Source organism: Pseudomonas sp. E1MeOHC2 (assembly GCF_058745025.1).
In genome coordinates this window covers 1,783,559-1,801,468 of record NZ_CP196675.1, presented here as the reverse complement: position 1 = coordinate 1,801,468, position 17,910 = coordinate 1,783,559, and the positions used below count along the sequence as shown (strand labels likewise).

At 59.0% G+C, this 17,910-nt stretch carries 15 protein-coding genes, 2 tRNA genes and 1 pseudogene; 9 read left to right on the top strand and 9 right to left on the bottom strand.

The features are described from left to right. Positions 1-180 precede the first annotated feature (180 nt). Both ACSSU5_RS08065 and ACSSU5_RS08060 read right to left on the bottom strand, forming a co-directional pair. Positions 181-267: transfer RNA gene (locus ACSSU5_RS08065), tRNA-Leu, on the bottom strand. An 87-nt stretch (positions 268-354) separates the two neighbouring features. After that, a tRNA-Leu gene (locus ACSSU5_RS08060) sits at positions 355-441 on the bottom strand. 275 nt (positions 442-716) lie between these two features. Between ACSSU5_RS08060 and rnr the strand changes: the two genes are divergently transcribed. The 7 genes from rnr (at position 717) to dnaB (ending at position 7,902) form a co-directional block, all read left to right on the top strand. Beyond that, entirely contained in the window at positions 717-3,293 is a 2,577-nt protein-coding gene (rnr, locus tag ACSSU5_RS08055) for a ribonuclease R (RefSeq protein ID WP_264311369.1), read from the top strand. Then, entirely contained in the window at positions 3,290-4,036 is a 747-nt protein-coding gene (rlmB, locus tag ACSSU5_RS08050; RefSeq protein ID WP_264311370.1) for a 23S rRNA (guanosine(2251)-2'-O)-methyltransferase RlmB, read from the top strand. Before rnr ends, rlmB begins: the two co-directional genes overlap by 4 nt. A gap of 306 nt (positions 4,037-4,342) precedes the next feature. Then, on the top strand, positions 4,343-4,768 hold the full coding sequence (rpsF, locus tag ACSSU5_RS08045) for a 30S ribosomal protein S6 (protein WP_033701800.1): 426 nt from the start codon (positions 4,343-4,345) through the stop codon (positions 4,766-4,768). A gap of 28 nt (positions 4,769-4,796) precedes the next feature. Continuing rightward, positions 4,797-5,027, top strand: coding sequence for a 30S ribosomal protein S18 (gene rpsR, locus ACSSU5_RS08040; RefSeq protein WP_003249563.1), 231 nt, complete (start codon positions 4,797-4,799; stop codon positions 5,025-5,027). A 33-nt stretch (positions 5,028-5,060) separates the two neighbouring features. After that, entirely contained in the window at positions 5,061-5,924 is an 864-nt protein-coding gene (locus ACSSU5_RS08035) for a hypothetical protein (protein WP_492560963.1), read from the top strand. Between the two features lie 20 nt (positions 5,925-5,944). Beyond that, positions 5,945-6,391 carry a 50S ribosomal protein L9 gene (rplI, locus tag ACSSU5_RS08030; protein ID WP_012316464.1) on the top strand — a complete coding sequence of 149 codons (447 nt, stop codon included), beginning with the start codon at positions 5,945-5,947 and terminating at the stop codon, positions 6,389-6,391. Between the two features lie 113 nt (positions 6,392-6,504). Next, entirely contained in the window at positions 6,505-7,902 is a 1,398-nt protein-coding gene (gene dnaB / locus ACSSU5_RS08025; RefSeq protein ID WP_264311372.1) for a replicative DNA helicase, read from the top strand. Between the two features lie 23 nt (positions 7,903-7,925). Here the strand turns inward: dnaB and ACSSU5_RS08020 are convergent, their stop codons facing one another. The 4 genes and pseudogenes from ACSSU5_RS08020 to ACSSU5_RS08005 all read right to left on the bottom strand — a co-directional run bounded on the left by ACSSU5_RS08020 (position 7,926) and on the right by ACSSU5_RS08005 (position 10,898). Then, the gene (locus tag ACSSU5_RS08020; protein WP_492560962.1) at positions 7,926-9,590 is read right to left on the bottom strand and encodes an ATP-binding cassette domain-containing protein; all 1,665 of its coding nucleotides are present in this window, start codon (positions 9,588-9,590) and stop codon (positions 7,926-7,928) included. 1 nt (position 9,591) lies between these two features. Then, positions 9,592-10,218: pseudogene (locus ACSSU5_RS08015) on the bottom strand (YcaO-like family protein); the annotation flags it as partial. A gap of 10 nt (positions 10,219-10,228) precedes the next feature. Beyond that, the gene (locus tag ACSSU5_RS08010; protein ID WP_492560961.1) at positions 10,229-10,747 is read right to left on the bottom strand and encodes a hypothetical protein; all 519 of its coding nucleotides are present in this window, start codon (positions 10,745-10,747) and stop codon (positions 10,229-10,231) included. A gap of 52 nt (positions 10,748-10,799) precedes the next feature. After that, the gene (locus ACSSU5_RS08005; protein WP_492560960.1) at positions 10,800-10,898 is read right to left on the bottom strand and encodes an alginate O-acetyltransferase; all 99 of its coding nucleotides are present in this window, start codon (positions 10,896-10,898) and stop codon (positions 10,800-10,802) included. 675 nt (positions 10,899-11,573) lie between these two features. Between ACSSU5_RS08005 and ACSSU5_RS08000 the strand changes: the two genes are divergently transcribed. Next, complete coding sequence (locus ACSSU5_RS08000; RefSeq protein ID WP_264311373.1) at positions 11,574-13,874, top strand: YgiQ family radical SAM protein; 2,301 nt, start codon at positions 11,574-11,576, stop codon at positions 13,872-13,874. Between the two features lie 120 nt (positions 13,875-13,994). Here ACSSU5_RS08000 and ACSSU5_RS07995 read toward each other — a convergent pair whose 3' ends face one another. Beyond that, positions 13,995-14,582 carry a cytokinin riboside 5'-monophosphate phosphoribohydrolase gene (locus tag ACSSU5_RS07995; protein WP_264311374.1) on the bottom strand — a complete coding sequence of 196 codons (588 nt, stop codon included), beginning with the start codon at positions 14,580-14,582 and terminating at the stop codon, positions 13,995-13,997. Positions 14,583-14,931: 349 nt separating this feature from the next. Here ACSSU5_RS07995 and azu point away from each other — a divergent pair, with 349 nt between their 5' ends. After that, the gene (gene azu / locus ACSSU5_RS07990; RefSeq protein ID WP_264314012.1) at positions 14,932-15,381 is read left to right on the top strand and encodes an azurin; all 450 of its coding nucleotides are present in this window, start codon (positions 14,932-14,934) and stop codon (positions 15,379-15,381) included. 122 nt (positions 15,382-15,503) lie between these two features. On the opposite strand, the gene nadE is transcribed toward azu, so the two are convergent. Together nadE and pncB are read right to left on the bottom strand one after the other, a co-directional pair. Beyond that, on the bottom strand, positions 15,504-16,331 hold the full coding sequence (gene nadE / locus ACSSU5_RS07985; RefSeq protein WP_264311375.1) for an NAD(+) synthase: 828 nt from the start codon (positions 16,329-16,331) through the stop codon (positions 15,504-15,506). A 3-nt stretch (positions 16,332-16,334) separates the two neighbouring features. Next, the gene (pncB, locus tag ACSSU5_RS07980) at positions 16,335-17,540 is read right to left on the bottom strand and encodes a nicotinate phosphoribosyltransferase (protein WP_264311376.1); all 1,206 of its coding nucleotides are present in this window, start codon (positions 17,538-17,540) and stop codon (positions 16,335-16,337) included. Positions 17,541-17,910 lie beyond the last annotated feature (370 nt).

Genomic DNA, 17,910 nt, shown 5'->3' with positions numbered 1-17,910 from the left:
TTACGGCTACATATTTGGAAACAATGGTAAACGAAATCGTTTCTCAAGTGGCCGTGTGACAAGAAATTCATGGGCAGACGATCGTCGAGCAGCTGAATTCTGGCCGGAGGGGAGGGCGGTAACGGAGGGATAAAAACGCAGGCAAGAAAAAACCCACTAGCAAGCTAGTGGGTTTTTATATGGTGCCCAGGAGAAGACTCGAACTTCCACGACCTTGCGGTCACTGATACCTGAAACCAGCGCGTCTACCAATTCCGCCACCTGGGCAAAGCTTTACATCGTCTGATGAAGGCGACTATCGTTCGCTTCATACAGTAGTAACAGATCCTTGGTCATCTATTACTTGATAATACTTGGTGCCCAGGAGAAGACTCGAACTTCCACGACCTTGCGGTCACTGATACCTGAAACCAGCGCGTCTACCAATTCCGCCACCTGGGCACACATTTCGTCGAGGTCACATGATGCTTTACATCGCGTTTCATCTCAACTACAACGTCGTCTGTCCGTCGTTGTGGTGCGCACTATACGGACGGTCCTGAGGGCTGTAAAGCCCCTGATCGAAAAATATTTCAAAAAATTCAACTTGTTGATTCTTCAGCCCTATTACGCCTTCCTCGACCCATCGCTGGGGGGCTGTCCAAGGCTGTCATTTCCGGTTTCAATACGCCTATGCCAGAATTCCTATCTATATACCCCAAGGTGAACCCCTTCTGATGGCCGATTGGCAATCCCTCGATCCCGAGGCCGCTCGCGAAGCGGAAAAATACGACAACCCTATCCCCAGCCGTGAGCTGATCCTCCAGCGCCTTGCCGATCGCGGCGAGCCGGCCGCCCGCGAGGAGCTGGCGGCCGAATTCGGTCTGTACGAGGAAGACCAGATTGAAGCCCTGCGCCGCCGCTTGCGTGCCATGGAGCGCGACGGCCAGCTTATCTATACCCGGCGCGGCACCTATGCCCCGGTAGACAAGCTGGACCTTATCTGTGGTCGCGTGTCCGGCCACCGCGATGGCTTTGGCTTCCTCATCCCCGATGACAAGAGCGATGACCTGTTCCTCAGTCCGTCGCAGATGCGCCTGGTGTTCGATGGCGACCGCGCCCTGGCGCGTGTCTCCGGTACCGACCGCCGTGGCCGCCGCGAAGGCGTATTGGTAGAAGTCATCTCCCGCGCCCACGAAAGCGTGGTTGGCCGCTACTACGAAGAAGGCGGTATCGGCTATGTGACGCCGGACAATCCGAAGATCCAGCAAGAAGTGCTGGTGACCGCCGGTCGCAATGGCGGCGCTAAGATCGGCCAGTTCGTCGAGATCAAGATCACTCACTGGCCAACCCCGCGTTTCCAGCCGCAAGGTGATGTGGTCGAGGTGATCGGCAACTACATGGCGCCGGGCATGGAAATCGACGTTGCCCTGCGCAGCTATGACATTCCGCACGTCTGGCCTGAAGACGTGGTCAAGGAAGCGCGCAAGTTCCGCTCCGAAGTGGAAGAGAAGGACAAGGAAAAGCGCATCGACCTGCGCCACCTGCCTTTCGTCACCATCGACGGCGAAGATGCCCGCGACTTCGACGACGCAGTCTATTGCGAGCCGTTGGGCAAGCTGCGCTTGTTCTCTGGCGGTTGGCGCCTGTACGTGGCGATTGCCGACGTTTCAAGCTACGTGCGCCTGGGCTCTGCCCTGGACGTCGAGGCCCAGCAACGTGGTAACTCGGTGTACTTCCCCGAGCGCGTGGTGCCGATGCTCCCCGAAGAGCTGTCCAACGGCCTGTGCTCGCTGAACCCGCACGTTGATCGCCTGGCCATGGTCTGCGAGATGACCATCAACAAGGCCGGCCAGATGGTCGACTACCAGTTCTACGAAGGCGTGATTCACTCCCATGCCCGCCTGACCTACAACAAGGTCAGCAGCATGCTCGAGCATGCCCGCACCCGTGAAGGGAAGGCGCTGCGCGAGCAGTACAAGGAAGTCCTGCCAGACCTCAAGAGCCTCTACGCGCTCTACAAGGTGCTGCTGGATGCGCGTCACGCCCGCGGCGCGATCGACTTCGAGACCCAGGAAACCCGCATCATCTTCGGTGATCAGCGCAAGATCGCCGAGATCCGCCCGACCGTGCGCAACGATGCCCACAAGCTGATCGAGGAATGCATGCTGGCGGCCAACGTGGCCACCGCCGAGTTCCTGCAGAAGCACGGCGTGCCGGCCCTGTACCGTGTTCACGATGGCCCGCCGCCGGAGCGCCTGGAGAAACTGCGCGCCTTCCTCGGTGAGCTGGGCTTGTCGCTGCACAAGGGCAAGGACCCGTCGCCGAAGGACTACCAGGCCCTGCTGGCAAGCATCGCCGAGCGCCCGGACTTCCACCTGATCCAGACCGTGATGCTGCGTTCGCTGAGCCAGGCGGTGTACAGCACCGACAACAACGGCCACTTCGGCCTGAATTACGAGGCTTACACCCACTTCACCTCGCCGATTCGCCGTTACCCGGATCTGCTGGTGCACCGCGCCATCCGCAGCATCATCCGCTCCAAGGTGGACACCCCACACGTCAAGCGTGCCGGCGCCATGAGCATTCCCAAGGCGCGTATCTACCCGTACGACGAGAACACCCTCGAGCAGCTTGGCGAGCAGTGCTCGATGACCGAGCGTCGCGCCGATGAGGCGACGCGCGATGTGGTCAACTGGCTCAAATGCGAGTACATGAAGGACCGCGTGGGCGAGACCTTCCCAGGCGTGATCACTGCGGTGACCGGCTTCGGGCTGTTTGTCGAGCTGACGGACATCTACGTGGAAGGCCTGGTGCACGTCAGTGCGCTGCCGGGCGACTACTACCACTTCGACCCGGTTCATCATCGCCTGTCCGGCGAGCGTACCGGGCGCAGCTTCCGCCTGGGCGACACGATCGAAGTCAAGGTCATGCGCGTCGACCTGGATGAGCGCAAGATCGACTTCGAAGTCTCCGAGAAGACCCTCAGTGGCCCGATCGGTCGCAAGCAGCGTGGCGCCGCGCCAGCGGGCGACAAGCCCGAGCAGCAGCAACCGGCCACTGAAGCGAAAGCCACGCCCAAGCCGCGCAGCCGCAAGAGCGAGGCGTCCGAGGCCTACTTCCCGAAAGATGCCGTGCAGCGTAACGCTGAAGTGCGCAAGAGCCGCGAGATGAAGAAGGCGTTGATGACCGACGCTCGTAGCGGTGCCGGCAGCAAGTCGGAGAAAGGTGGCAAGCCATCTGGCAAGCCGACCAAACATCGCAAAGGCCCGCCGAAGTCCGGTGCGCCCCGCAAGAGCAAGAGCAAGTCATGAGTCAGCTGGAAAAGATCTACGGCGTACACGCCGTGCAGGCGTTGTTGCAGCACCACCCCAAGCGGGTCAAGCAAATCTGGCTGTCGGAAGGGCGCAGCGAGCCGCGTCTGCAGAAGCTGCTGGAACTGGCGTCGGAAAACCGCGTAGCGGTCGGCCAGGCTGAACGCCGTGAGCTGGATGCCTGGGTCGAAGGCGTGCACCAGGGCGTGGTCGCCGAGGTTAGCCCGAGCCAGGTGTGGGGTGAGTTGATGCTCGAGGAATTGCTCGAGCGCACTGAAACGCCGCCGCTGATCCTGGTCCTGGACGGCGTCACCGACCCGCACAACCTCGGCGCCTGCCTGCGCACCGCCGATGCTGCCGGTGCCACGGCGGTGGTGGTGCCCAAGGACAAATCGGCGACCCTGACGCCGGTTGTGCGCAAAGTTGCCTGCGGCGCTGCGGAAACGATCCCGCTGGTGGCCGTGACCAATTTGGCGCGTACCCTTGAAAAGCTTCAGCAACGTGGGCTGTGGGTGGTTGGCACGGCTGGCGAGGCTGAGCAGGAGATCTACCAGCAGGACCTGACCGGGCCTCTGGTGATGATCATGGGGGCAGAAGGCAAAGGTATGCGCCGCCTGACCCGTGAGCATTGCGATTTTCTGGTCAAGTTGCCGATGGGCGGTAGCGTCAGCAGCCTGAACGTTTCGGTGGCGACCGGCGTTTGCCTGTTTGAGGCAGTGCGCCAGCGTCAAGCCAAGCGCTGATATTCAGTCTGTGCTGGCCTCTTCGCGGGGCAAGCCCGCTCCCACAGGATTACTGCAATGGCTGAGGTTGCAGTAGGCCTGTGGGAGCGGGCTTGCCCCGCGAAGGGTTGGTGCAGGCAAAATATGTTTCCGGCTGTTCAAATAATCGCCAATCACCTTGCTTGTCTGTCTTGCCTTCTCTACAATTGCGCCCCTTGCCGAGCTGGCAGGCGCTCATGTGCCTCCCCTCCATGGCAAGACATACAGTGTCATTCACTCCTTGTCTGACCAGCGTTCTGGCAGACTACTAACCCGTAAGGAGCATTCATGCGTCATTACGAAATCATCTTTCTGGTTCACCCGGACCAGAGCGAGCAAGTCGGCGGCATGGTTGAGCGTTACACCAAGCTGATCGAAGAAGATGGTGGCAAAATCCACCGCCTGGAAGACTGGGGCCGTCGTCAACTGGCCTACGCAATCAACAATGTTCACAAGGCTCACTACGTGATGCTGAACGTTGAGTGCACCGGCAAGGCCCTGGCCGAGCTGGAAGACAACTTCCGCTACAACGATGCCGTGATCCGTAACCTGGTCATCCGTCGCGACGAAGCCGTAACCGGTCAGTCCGAGATGCTCAAGGCAGAAGAGAACCGCAGCGAGCGCCGTGAGCGTCGTGAGCGTCCTGAGCATTCTGACTCCGCCGAAGGCGATGACAGCAATGACAGCGACTCCAGCGATAACGCTGACGAGTAATCCACGGACCTTTTGAGGAGCCTATTACATGGCACGTTTCTTCCGTCGTCGTAAATTCTGCCGCTTCACTGCTGAAGACGTGAAAGAGATCGACTTCAAAGATCTCAACACCCTGAAAGCTTACGTATCCGAAACCGGCAAGATCGTTCCAAGCCGTATCACCGGTACCAAAGCTCGTTATCAGCGTCAGCTGGCTACCGCTATCAAGCGCGCCCGCTTCCTGGCCCTGCTGCCCTACACCGACAGCCACGGCCGCTGAGACCGGGTCGTCGACAAGCAGTAAGGGATAAGCATGCGAGCGTTAGCTGATTTCATCATGCGCGGTCGTGTGCAGGCCACCCTGGTGGTGGTCATCAGTGCCGTGTTACCGCTGTTGTTCTGGTTGAGTGCCGCTGCCGGGAGCCTCGTGCTTCTGCGGCGCGGGTTCAAGGATGCTTCAACGGTCATCGCGTTCGGGCTTTTGCCTGCGGTGGCCATCTGGGCCTTTGGCGACCCAAGCACCTTGTTGGTGCTGTTAGGGACCCTGGGGCTGGCCGCCATGTTGCGTGCCGGGCATTCCTGGAGCCGGGTGTTGATGTCCAGTGTTGTGTTGGGGCTGGTTTACAGCCTCATCCTGGACACGGTACTGCGTGAAACCTTCGAGGTGTTGGCCAAGGCGCTTACACAAGCGCTGCCGCAAATCGAAGGCAAGCCGGTTATCCCCGGTGAGCTGATCGGCCCTGTGCTGGTCGCTTCAACGGCGGTGATGCTGCAGCTGTTCAGCGTGCTGGCTTTGATGCTGGCGCGTTATTGGCAGGCTGCGTTGTACAACCCTGGAGGCTTCGGTCGCGAGTTTCGCGCCCTGAAGTTGCCGCGGGTCACCATGCTGGCTCTGGTGGCAGTGATGGTGCTGGGTCCGTTCATCGGGCCACAGTTCATCGTCCTGGCCTCCGCGTCCAGCCTGGTGCTCGTCCTGGCCGGCATCGCCTTGATGCATGGGCTGGTGGCACAGGGCCGATTGGCCGGTTTCTGGCTGGTGGGCATGTACGTGACGCTGCCGCTGATCATGCAGCTGATTTATCCGTTGCTCGTGGTTTTGGCCATTGTCGACAGCCTGATTGATTTTCGCGGTCGCAAGTCCCCTGAGGGGAATGACTCCGCGAACGGTGAAGGTTAAAAGTTAAGAGGTTTTACCAAATGGAACTGATCCTGCTGGAAAAAGTCGCTAACCTGGGCAACCTGGGCGACAAAGTAAAAGTTAAGGCTGGTTACGGCCGTAACTTCCTGCTGCCATTCGGCAAGGCCACCGTTGCCAACGCCGCCAACCTGGCTGCGTTCGAAGAGCGTCGCGCCGAGCTGGAAAAAGCAGCTGCAGACCGTAAATCGTCGGCTGAAAGCCGCGCTGCCCAACTGGCCGAGCTGGAAGTGACCATCACTGCCACCGCTGGCGACGAAGGCAAGCTGTTCGGTTCGATCGGCACCCACGACATCGCTGACGCCCTGACCGCCTCCGGCGTTGAAGTGGCCAAAGCTGAAGTGCGTCTGCCGAACGGCACCATCCGTCAGGTTGGCGAATACGACGTAGCCGTGCACCTGCACAGCGACGTTGAAGCCACCGTACGTGTGGTCGTCGTAGCTGCCTAAGCTGCGCTGACTGGCTGGCCGCACGCGGCCCAGCCGGTTAACATCGGGCACGGTCCTGTCTTTTACAGGCCGTGCCCTTTGTCTTTTTCGTCCCCCAGAATTTATTCGTGGCCATGAACGAGATCACCACCTCCGAACAGCTTGACCTGCAAACCGCATCCCTTAAGGTGCCGCCGCATTCCATCGAGGCCGAACAGGCTGTGCTCGGTGGCCTGATGCTGGACAACAACGCCTGGGAGCGGGTACTGGATCAGGTGTCGGATGGCGATTTCTATCGGCATGACCACCGCCTGATCTTCCGCGCCATCCACAAGCTGGTCGACCTGAACCATCCGTTCGATGTGGTTACGTTGCACGAGCAGTTGGACAAGGAGGGCGTTTCGTCGCAAGTCGGCGGCCTGGCCTACCTGGCGGAGCTGGCCAAGAACACCCCGTCGGTGGCCAACATCAAGGCTTATGCCGCGATCATTCGCGAGCGGGCCACGTTGCGTCAGCTGATCAGCATCAGCACCGACATCGCCGACAACGCGTTCAACCCGCAAGGGCGCAATGCCGAAGAGATCCTCGACGACGCCGAGCGGCAGATCTTCCAGATCGCCGAGGCGCGGCCGAAGACCGGCGGCCCGGTGGGGGTCAACGAGCTGTTGACCAAGGCCATCGACCGCATCGACACGCTGTTCAACTCCGACAGCGACATCACCGGTATTTCCACCGGCTACACCGACCTCGATGGCAAGACCAGTGGCCTGCAGGCGGCCGACCTGATCATCGTCGCCGGCCGTCCGTCGATGGGTAAGACCACCTTCGCCATGAACCTGGTGGAAAACGCCGTGCTGCGCAGCGACAAGGCGGTGTTGGTGTTCTCCCTCGAGATGCCAGGTGAATCGCTGATCATGCGTATGCTCTCGTCCCTGGGCCGCATCGACCAGACCAAGGTGCGTTCCGGTCAGTTGGACGACGACGACTGGCCGCGCCTGACCTCGGCGGTCAACCTGCTCAACGACCGCAAGCTGTTCATCGACGACACTGCGGGCATCAGCCCATCGGAAATGCGTGCACGCACCCGTCGCCTGGCCCGTGAGCACGGCGAGATCGGCATGATCATGGTCGACTACCTGCAGCTGATGCAGATCCCGGGCTCTTCCGGTGACAACCGGACCAACGAGATTTCCGAGATCTCCCGCTCGCTCAAGGCCCTGGCCAAAGAGTTCAACTGCCCGGTCATCGCCCTGTCGCAGCTCAACCGCTCCCTGGAACAGCGGCCGAACAAACGCCCGGTGAACTCCGACTTGCGGGAATCCGGTGCAATCGAGCAGGACGCCGACGTGATCATGTTCGTTTACCGTGACGAGGTGTATCACCCGGAAACCGAGCACAAGGGCATTGCCGAAATCATCATCGGCAAACAGCGTAACGGCCCCATCGGCTTCATCCGCCTGGCCTTCATCGGCAAGTACACCCGCTTCGAGAACCTCGCGCCGGGCATGTACAACTTTGATGACGACGAATAACGCCCTACGCATAACTCACTGAGTTAACAGGTACCCTGTGGGAGCGGATTGCCGGCTACCTCAGCGTTATGAGCGGTCTCTGCTTTCACTTGGCTGACGATCCGTCCCTCGCTCATGGTGATCACCCGATCAAATCGTGACAGGGCATTCTGATCATGCGTCACGCAAATCAGGCCTCTTCCTTGGAATGTTTCGAACAGCAGATCCCAGGTAAGCGCAGCCGATCCGGCATCAAGGCCAGCTGTGGGTTCGTCAAAGAAATTGAAATTGCCGGGCTGGTTAAGCATGCGTAGCAACGTCAGTCTGCGTGCTTCTCCACCTGAAATGGATTCTGCGCGTGCATCCAGTACAAGCTCGTACCAGTCTTTGCTCAGCCCCAGGCGTTCAAGCCATCGTTCGATTTGAGCGCGATCATGAGCATGCTCAAACAGTACTGCTCGGGGCAGTGGGCCGGGTATGAAGTGCGCATCCTGAAGGCAGAGTCGTAAACGGCTGAACTGCTCACGCGCGTCGAACGCAGCCAGGCACCTGCCGTGCAGGTGAACATGCCTGCGCAACTGGAATACCGTTCCTGCCAGCGCATGCAGAAGCGTCGATTTGCCACATCCGCTCGGCCCAACCAGTGCGACTCGTTCTCCCGCACTTATTACCAAAGGCTCATCAATCTGTAGTTGCAACGCGTTTCGAGCACTGAGTTGGCAGGGGGTAATACGAAGCCCTGCGTTTTCATCTTGGGGCTCTGCCTCTATGGAGACTGTTGGGCCGAACACAGGAAGTTGGAGCCAGTGTTCGAGTTTGCGTTTGTCGAGTCGAAACTGGTCGAGTACCCTCCAGGCTTCCGCCAGTTGCGCAACCCCTGCGAGCAACCCGCTCACTAGAGTAAAGAGTGCAACAAGCTCGCCCAGGCTCAGATGCGGTGTTGTCTGGGATTGATCATGGATACCCCACAAGAGCAAACCACCACTACCCAGGCCAATGAACAGAGTGCGTAGGCCCTGTAGCCATCCGCCACTGTAGGCAACACCTACTGCTGAGTCGGCATAACCCGACAGTGTCTGGTTGACGGGAATCATTGCAGCATCCTCGGCCTTCTCCAGCTTGACTGTTGACGCGCTGGCAAAAGTATCTACCCATTGTTCCGCTAATTCGTCCTCTCGCGAGTTGACTGCCTCGATATGGGGGCGACGCCAGCGCACCAGGCGATCGTTGGCCCACAAATATGCCAAGCTCAAAGGAATGACGCCGATCAATACCGAAGTAGCACCCAAGTATGCGAAGAGCGTAATCAGCACTGCAGCTTCGGCCAATACTGGCCATGCCGAGCCAATCAGAAAGCCTAACCACCGCTCCTGTGCCGTGATCCCCCTATCCAGCACCTTTACGAGAGTTCCGCCATGGAGTTGTCCATAGGCCTCGAAGCGTTTGTCCAGCAAGCCTCGGCACCAGCGGATTGAGAGTTGTTTCACGCGTTCTTGGCAGAGGCGCGCTAGGCACCAGGCTTGCAAAGGGGTCAATGACGCTTGCAGTGCGATTAGGCATATGAAAGCTCCGAGCAGAAGCTGGGAATACGAGGCCGAAGTGGAGAGGTTGTCAATAATGTCAGCGAGAATCAGGGCAGGTACGACGGTCGCAACTTTGAGAACTAATGTCGCGCTTAGGGCGGCGAAGATGCCACGGTAGATATGCATATCATTGCCTTATGCCTTTGAATGCGCTTTGCGGCGCGACTGGAATCCCGGATCTGATCAAGTGGAACCGCTCCAAGCCGGGGATGAATACTTGCACGACCGTAGCGAGATTCGGGTGCTCAGAAAGTGTGCGATAGAATACAGTTTTATTTTGTTTTCCCAGATTGATCAGTGTGCGTTTGATCTGCCCGCTTACGCTGAGCTCAATACGCGGTGGATGGAAAGCGGGCACGGTGTACGTAGGGCATGGATGTAGAAGTGAAGCAAGGCGTGCTGAGTTGGAAAGCATCTTTTCAGCGGCGAGGTCTTCTTGTTTTTCTGTCGAGCCATAAAGCTGTTCGCACTGAATCTGCTCTGTTACAGCGCGGTACATTGCAATGGAAGGATTGATGGAGCTTCCGGAACCTACGCCGCTGAGTGAGCCTTCTTTTCTACTGCGAGCAATAGCGATGCAAAATGGAACCTCATAGAAGTCGTGGGTCAAGTAAATTTCTAGTTTCTTTGCGTGACGGAGAAGTTTGGTGTCATGAGCAAAGGTCTCTTCCAGAAACGAATTCGAAGGCCGGTAGATTTCTGGGTGTGAGGTCAGGCCACAAAGCGATAGGTAGTACATTGAAAGGGCGTGGCGTTCGACAGACTCATTTTATAGCGTGTAAGAGCGCTTCGCTCTCAGTACAGCCAAGAGCTGTACCAGAATTGGTCGCATATTTGGCCAGAAATCCTGCTGTAGTTTTCTCAATTTCATCAATGTTTCTGGATGAAGGCGCTATCAGTATCGCGGGTATTTTTATTTCGTCGTAGCTGTCCAGTGCTTGAAGCGAGAAATAAGGTATTTGGCAGTCAGACGGGATAGACTTCAATAGCCAGTCGTCTAGCGGAGCTATCGATTGCAAAATTTTGTCGCTTGCGATGAGAGTGGGAACGGCTTTATCGACGAAGTAGTGCTCCAGGCTTTCGGCAAGGGCTCCTAATTCGCAATGTTCCCCCTTTCCTGCTCCGCAAGAAACTTCTCTGTAGGCGCTGTCGTATAAGTGGCATGTGGCGACTAACTTATTATTTGTTGATAGTTTTATTTTCGAGTGAAAGCCCAAGTGCTGATGCAGTCTTATCAGGCGGTTGTATGCTTCTTCCGTTGTCAGTTCGCGTTCGGTAATCATCTCTAGTTCCTAGGTCAGGCCAGAAGGGGTTAACCCCCTTCCGGTTTATTGCTTACAGCATGTTGAGGAACTCAACCTCGGAGTCAGTGAATGTGTAGTTCATCACGTGAGGGGTCTGCAGCATGTTGATTTCAGAACGGCGACGTCCCATGGCTATTACTCCTGTAAGTTTGGTTTGATTGCGCTTTTGGCGCAGGGCCTTTGTATCACTTGTTTTTTTCTTGGTTCAAGGTCTGTCTGGCATTCGCAGTGGAAAGGTATCGTAGGAAATCTTTCTGGTATTTATAGTTATATTCCTACGGCTCAACGAAGGAGCAGAAAAATCACCCGTTAATTAACGGCTTAGCGCTTGTATAGGGCTAAGGGGGTTAAATATTTTGTAAAACACTGAAAGGATTACGATCCCTGTAACTGCGAAGCGACGCGCGGGTGGCGCTCCATCTGTTTGCTGAAGCAAATCTGTCGGCATACGACCGGGGGCACTGGAAGCTGAATTGGGGATGAAGCAGTGAGGGGCTGTCTTCAGATGGGATGAACGCTGCAAGGTGTTCGCCGCTGCGATTTCAGCGCTTATGAGATCTAGCGCCGCCCGCGGTGCTCGATTTCTGCACATCCGCAAACCCCAAGCCAGGCGCCTGGCGGCCCATACCCGATCTCCCCGCGAGCACAGCGACTGCAACTTACCCTCCAACCAATAACCCTTTTTTCGTTTGCCCCCAACCGTCGCCTCAACCCACCAATCCCAACGAATACAGTCGGATTTGATCAAAATTTGTGCTATATTCCGCGCCCGCGATTTCCCTGAACACCAGAACCGGTCACTGACATGCAAGCAGCCAAACCACTCTACGACTATCCCAAGTACTGGGCCGAATGCTTCGGGCCAGCACCGTTCCTGCCAATGAGCAGGGAGGAGATGGATCAGCTCGGCTGGGATTCCTGCGACATCATCATCGTGACCGGGGATGCCTACGTCGACCACGCCTCGTTCGGCATGGCCATCATCGGCCGTCTGCTGGAAGCCCAGGGCTTCCGGGTGGGCATCATCGCCCAGCCTAACTGGCAGTCCAAAGACGACTTCATGAAGCTGGGCGAGCCGAACCTGTTCTTCGGCGTCGCGGCCGGCAACATGGACTCGATGATCAACCGCTACACCGCGGACAAAAAGATCCGTTCCGACGATGCCTACACCCCTGGCGGCATGGCCGGCAAGCGCCCGGACCGCGCCAGCCTGGTGTACAGCCAGCGCTGCAAGGAAGCCTACAAGCACGTGCCGATCGTGCTCGGTGGCATCGAGGCTTCGCTGCGCCGCATTGCCCATTACGATTACTGGCAGGACAAGGTCCGCCATTCGATCCTGATCGACGCCAGCGCCGACATCCTGCTGTACGGCAACGCCGAGCGGGCCATTGTCGAAGTCGCCCAGCGCCTGTCCCAGGGTGAGAGCATCGAGCACATCACCGACGTGCGCGGTACCGCGTTCGTGCGCCGTGATACGCCTCAGGGCTGGTTCGAGATCGACTCCACCCGTATCGACCGCCCAGGCCGGGTCGACAAGATTATCAACCCCTACGTCAACACCCAGGACACCCAGGCCTGCGCCATCGAGCAGGCCAAAGGTGACGTGGAAGACCCGAACGAAGCCAAGGTGGTGCAGATTCTCGACAGCCCAGGCATGACCCGGGACAAGTCGGTGATCCGCCTGCCGTCGTTCGAGAAGGTGCGCAACGACCCGGTGCTGTACGCCCACGCCAACCGCGTGCTGCACCTGGAAACCAACCCAGGCAACGCCCGCGCCCTGGTGCAAAAGCATGGTGAAGTGGACGTGTGGTTCAACCCGCCACCCATCCCCATGACCACCGAAGAGATGGACTACGTGTTCGGCATGCCCTATGCGCGCATCCCGCACCCGGCCTATGGCAAGGAGCGCATCCCGGCCTACGAGATGATCCGCTTCTCGGTGAACATCATGCGTGGCTGCTTCGGTGGCTGCACCTTCTGCTCGATCACCGAGCACGAAGGGCGGATCATCCAGAACCGTTCCCACGAATCGATCCTGCACGAGATCGAGGAGATGCGTGACAAGGTGCCGGGCTTTACCGGCGTGGTCTCCGACCTTGGCGGCCCGACCGCCAACATGTACCGCATCGCCTGCAAAAGCCACGAGATCGAGAAACACTGCCGCAAGCCGTCGTGCGTGTTCCCGGGTATTTGCGAGAACCTCAACACCGACCACAGCTCGCTGATCGAGCTGTACCGCAAGGCGCGTGCCTTGCCGGGTGTGAAGAAGATCCTGATCGCCTCGGGCCTGCGCTACGACCTGGCGGTGGAATCGCCGGAGTACGTCAAGGAGCTGGTCACCCACCACGTGGGCGGCTACCTGAAGATTGCCCCGGAGCACACCGAGCGTGGCCCGCTGGACAAGATGATGAAGCCGGGCATCGGTACCTACGACCGCTTCAAGCGCATGTTCGAGAAGTTCTCGAAAGAAGCGGGCAAGGAGCAGTACCTGATCCCGTACTTCATCGCCGCGCACCCGGGTACCACCGACGAAGACATGATGAACCTGGCCCTGTGGCTCAAGGGCAACGGCTTCCGCGCCGACCAGGTGCAGGCGTTCTACCCCTCGCCAATGGCGTCGGCCACAGCCATGTACCACTCGGGCAAGAACCCGCTGCGCAAGGTGACGTACAAGAGCGAAGGGGTCGAGATCGTCAAGAGCGACGAGCAGCGTCGTCTGCACAAGGCGTTTTTGCGCTATCACGACCCAAAAGGCTGGCCGATGCTGCGTGAGGCGCTGGAGCGCATGGGCCGTGCCGATTTGATCGGGCCGGGCAAGCACCAGCTGATTCCGCTGCACCAGCCGCAGTCCGACACTTACCAGAGTGCCCGGCGCAAGAACTCGACCCCGGCCGGCAGCCACAAGGTGGGCAAGGACCAGAAGATCCTGACCCAGCACACTGGCCTGCCACCGCGTGGCAGCGATGGCAGCAAGCCGTGGGACAAGCGTGAGAAGGCCAAGGCCGAAGCATTTGCCCGCAACCAGCAGGCGGCCAAGGAGCGCAAGGAAGCGGCCAAGGGTAGCGGTAAGGGTAAGAAGCCGCGTCAGCCCGTTATTCCGCGTTGATTTCAGGGGCTGCTTTGCAGCCCTTTCGCGACACAAGGCCGTTCCTACAGAGGGCGCATTCCCCTGTAGGAGCGGCCTTGTGTCGCGAAAGGACCGCAAAGCGGTCCCAAAATCTCGAAATCAATCAGGCCGCTTGTCGACCCACTTCGGCGCCACCGGCGCGACAAATTCATTCATCCCGTCCAGCAATGCATCCGGTTGTTGACCCAGCAGCAACATGGCCCGATGCGCTGGCCGCACAAAACCTTCTTCGACTATGTGGTCGAGGAACCCGCCCAGCTTTTCATAGAAGCCATTCACATCGAGCAGCCCCAGCGGCTTGGCGTGATAGCCCAGCTGCCCCCAGGTCCACACCTCGAACAACTCCTCCAGCGTACCCAGCCCACCCGGCAGCGCGATGAACGCATCGCTGAGTTCGGCCATGCGCGCTTTGCGCGCGTGCATGCCATCGACTACTTCCAGGCGGGTCAGGCCCTTGTGGCCCACCTCGGCGTCCAGCAGGCTTTGCGGGATGATCCCGATCACTTCACCACCGGCTGCCATGGCCGCATCGGCCACCACGCCCATCAAGCCGACAGCGCCGCCACCATAGACCAGGGTCAGGCCGCGCCGGGCGATGGCCTGGCCAAGTGCGATGGCCGCTTCACGGTAGGCAGGGTTGGCGCCGATGCTGGCGCCGCAGAAGACACAAACAGAACGTACAGGCATTGCTCATCTCCAGTCACTCAGGGTGACAGGGTACGGCGCATGCGTGGCAGTTCCAAGGCCGCTTTCATTCCGGGCGGGAGAATTCGCAGACGGCGCCAGTGGCACCCTGGGCATAGGCGGCAAGCAGGCTGTTGATGAAGCTGGGCATGCGCATTTGGTATTGCTCCTAAATGAGAGGTTGTCCCATCCTCCAATAAAAGGGCATGATGTGCCCTTAGATTGGTTGTATACAATCCATTGAACAATTCAACTGGCTGGCCACTTGACACCCCCTTGACCCATATCAGCAAGGGGCTGAACGGTTTCAGGCAGTCTCGCAATTGATAAAACCCTGCCAAGGAGATTCATGATGTTTGCGAAAGCTGTAGCGGTATCCCTGCTGACCCTCGCCAGCGCCTCTGTCTTCGCAGCCGAGTGCTCGGTGACTGTCGAATCGACGGACCAGATGTCCTATACCACCAAGGAATTCACCGTCGACAAGAGCTGCAAGGAGTTCACCGTCAAATTGACCCACTCCGGCAACCTGCCGAAGAACGTCATGGGCCATAACCTGGTGATCAGCAAGACTGCCGACATGCAGGGTATTGCCACCGAAGGCATGGGCCAGGGCATCGAGAAGGGCTATCTGAAAGAAGATAACGCCAACATCATTGCCCACACGGCGATGATCGGTGCACCTGAGAAAGAAACCGAAGTGAAGTTCGACACCTCCAAGCTGGAAGCCGGTGGCGACTACAGCTTCTTCTGCACCTTCCCGGGCCACATCTCGATGATGAAAGGCAAGGTTGTCGTCAAGTAATGACTTGAGGCAATAGGAGGGCTTTGCCCTCCATTCGCGGGGCAAGCCCGCTCCCACACAGATTCCGTACTGAACTCAGACTAGCGGGGTATCTGTGGGAGCGGGCTTGCCCCGCGAAGCTTTTAGGGGGCGAACGGCAGTTCGCGCTTGTGTTGGGTCTTGCGGTAGGTCGCGACGATGATGTCGAACGCCACCTGATCGACCGGCAGCCCATGCAGGAACGCATCGATCTGCTGGTAGGTCACCCCATGCGAAGCCTCGTCCGGCTTGCCCGGCTCCAGGTCTTCCAGGTCCGCAGTCGGTACTTTCTCCACCAGCGACTCCGGCGCACCAAAGCGGCGCGCAATCGCCCGTACCTGGTTCTTCACCAGCCCGCTCAGCGGTGCCAGGTCGCATGCGCCATCACCAAACTTGGTAAAGAAACCCATCACCGCTTCGGCCGCATGATCAGTGCCGATCACAAGGCCCGCACGGGCACCGGCAATGGTGTATTGGGCGACCATGCGGGTACGCGCCTTGACGTTGCCGACAACGAAATCCACCAGCGTCGGCGAGCCGTTCTTCAACTCCACCACTTCAGCTGCCAATGCCCTCACTGCCGGGGCGATATCCACAGTGTGCACTTCATCGGCCTTGATCACTTCAAGGCACGCCTGGGCGTCATGCTCGTCATGCTGCACCTGATAGGGCAAGCGTACGGCAATGAAGGTGTAGGCCTTATCGCCGGTTTCAGCGCGTAGCTCGTTGATCGCGCGCTGGGCAAGCAGGGCAGCGGTCAGTGAGTCGACGCCGCCGCTGATGCCCAATACCAGCGTCTTGAGCCGGGCATTGGCCAGGCAGCCCTTGATGAACGCCACACGCCGGGCCACTTCGTTGTCGAGCGCGGCGGCATCGGCGAACGGCGGCTGCACTTTGAGCGCTTGGGCAATCTCTCGCTGAACGGCTTGCATGGGTTACTCCTTGCTGGGGATTTTGAAAACGTGGCGCATGTAGGCAACGAAATTCTCGTCGCGGCATTGGGTCTTGGCCGCCTCGTCCGAGATCTTCGCCACCGGCGAGCCGTTGCAGTCGGTCATTTTAAGCACGATGTTCATCGGTGCCACACCCGGTATGTCGCAGGTCAGGTTGGTACCAATGCCGAAACTGACGTTGATGCGACCGCGCAGAGCGCGGAAGATTTCCAGCGAGCGGGTCAGGTTGAGGCCGTCGGAAAACACCAGGGTCTTGGTCATCGGGTCGATGCCCAGCTTCTGATAATGGACGATGGCTTTTTCCGCCCAGGCCACCGGCTCGCCCGAGTCGTGGCGCAGGCCGTCGAAGAGCTTGGCGAAGTACAGGTCGAAATCGTTGAGGAAGGCGTCCATGGTGATGCAGTCGGTCAGGGCGATGCCCAGCAGGCCGCGGTACTCGCGTACCCAGCAGTCCAGCGCGGCGCTCTGGCTGTCGATCAACCGCGGGCCGAGCTGTTGGTGGGCCATGATCCATTCGTGGGCCATGGTGCCCAGCGGCTTGATATCCAGTTTCCATGCCAGGTCGACGTTGCTGGTGCCAACGAAACGGGCCGGGAAGTCATCGCGCAGTACCCGTACCACCTCTTCCTGCACACGGCTGGAAAAACGCCGGCGGGTACCGAAGTCGGCCACCTGCAGGTCGGCCAGCTCGTCGTCACTGGCATGGGCGCGCAACCAATCGAACTTGCGGTACAGCTGGTCACGGGCTTCAGCCAGGCGCATGTGCGGGTGCAGGTGACGGTTGCGCACTTCGCTGATGATGGCCAGCAAGGGCACTTCGAAGAGGATCACGTGCAGCCAAGGGCCACGCAGGCGCAGAAACAGTTGATCGTGTTCGATACCGATGTGCACGTAGCGCAGGTTGAAGCGGAACAGGCGCAAAAACCGCAGGAAGTCGGGCTTGAGGAAGCTGATGCGTTCTAGAAAGGCCAGTTGGCCCTCATCCAGGGTCAGCTCGCTGAGCAGTTCGAGCTGGTTGCGAATCTCGCCGAGGTACGGGCGCAGGTCTTCGCCGTTGCGGCAGCGGAACTCCCATTCCACGTCGGCGTCCGGGTAGTTGTGCAGCACGCCCTGCATCATGGTGAGTTTGTAGAAGTCGGTGTCGAGCAGGTTGTGCACGATGCGCTCGGCGAATGCGCTTTCGCTCATCAGGGGGCTCCAAAGCGGCGAATGGCGGCCATTGTGCCAGTCTTTTGCAATTTCATGTTTCTGTGCGGCCCATTCGCGGGCAAGCCCGCTCCCAGGCTGGGCATCGAGAATGCCAAAACAGGTTTTTTTCCGTGCACCAGCTAGCCTTCAAACGGTGCTGCCTGTAGCAGTCGCGCACCAGCGGTGTGCACTTCGGTGACGTCGGCTGTTACAGGGCGGTTGCACGTAAACACTTGCCAGGGTTGCAATGATGGCACTTAACGGTTGCTCCTTGTCTGTACGAGTGGTGGCGCCTGCCGCAGGGCAGACGGTTGCACGCTCAATAAAGAAAAGGCCGTCGGTCGCCTGCCGGCTACCTTCACAGTGTGTT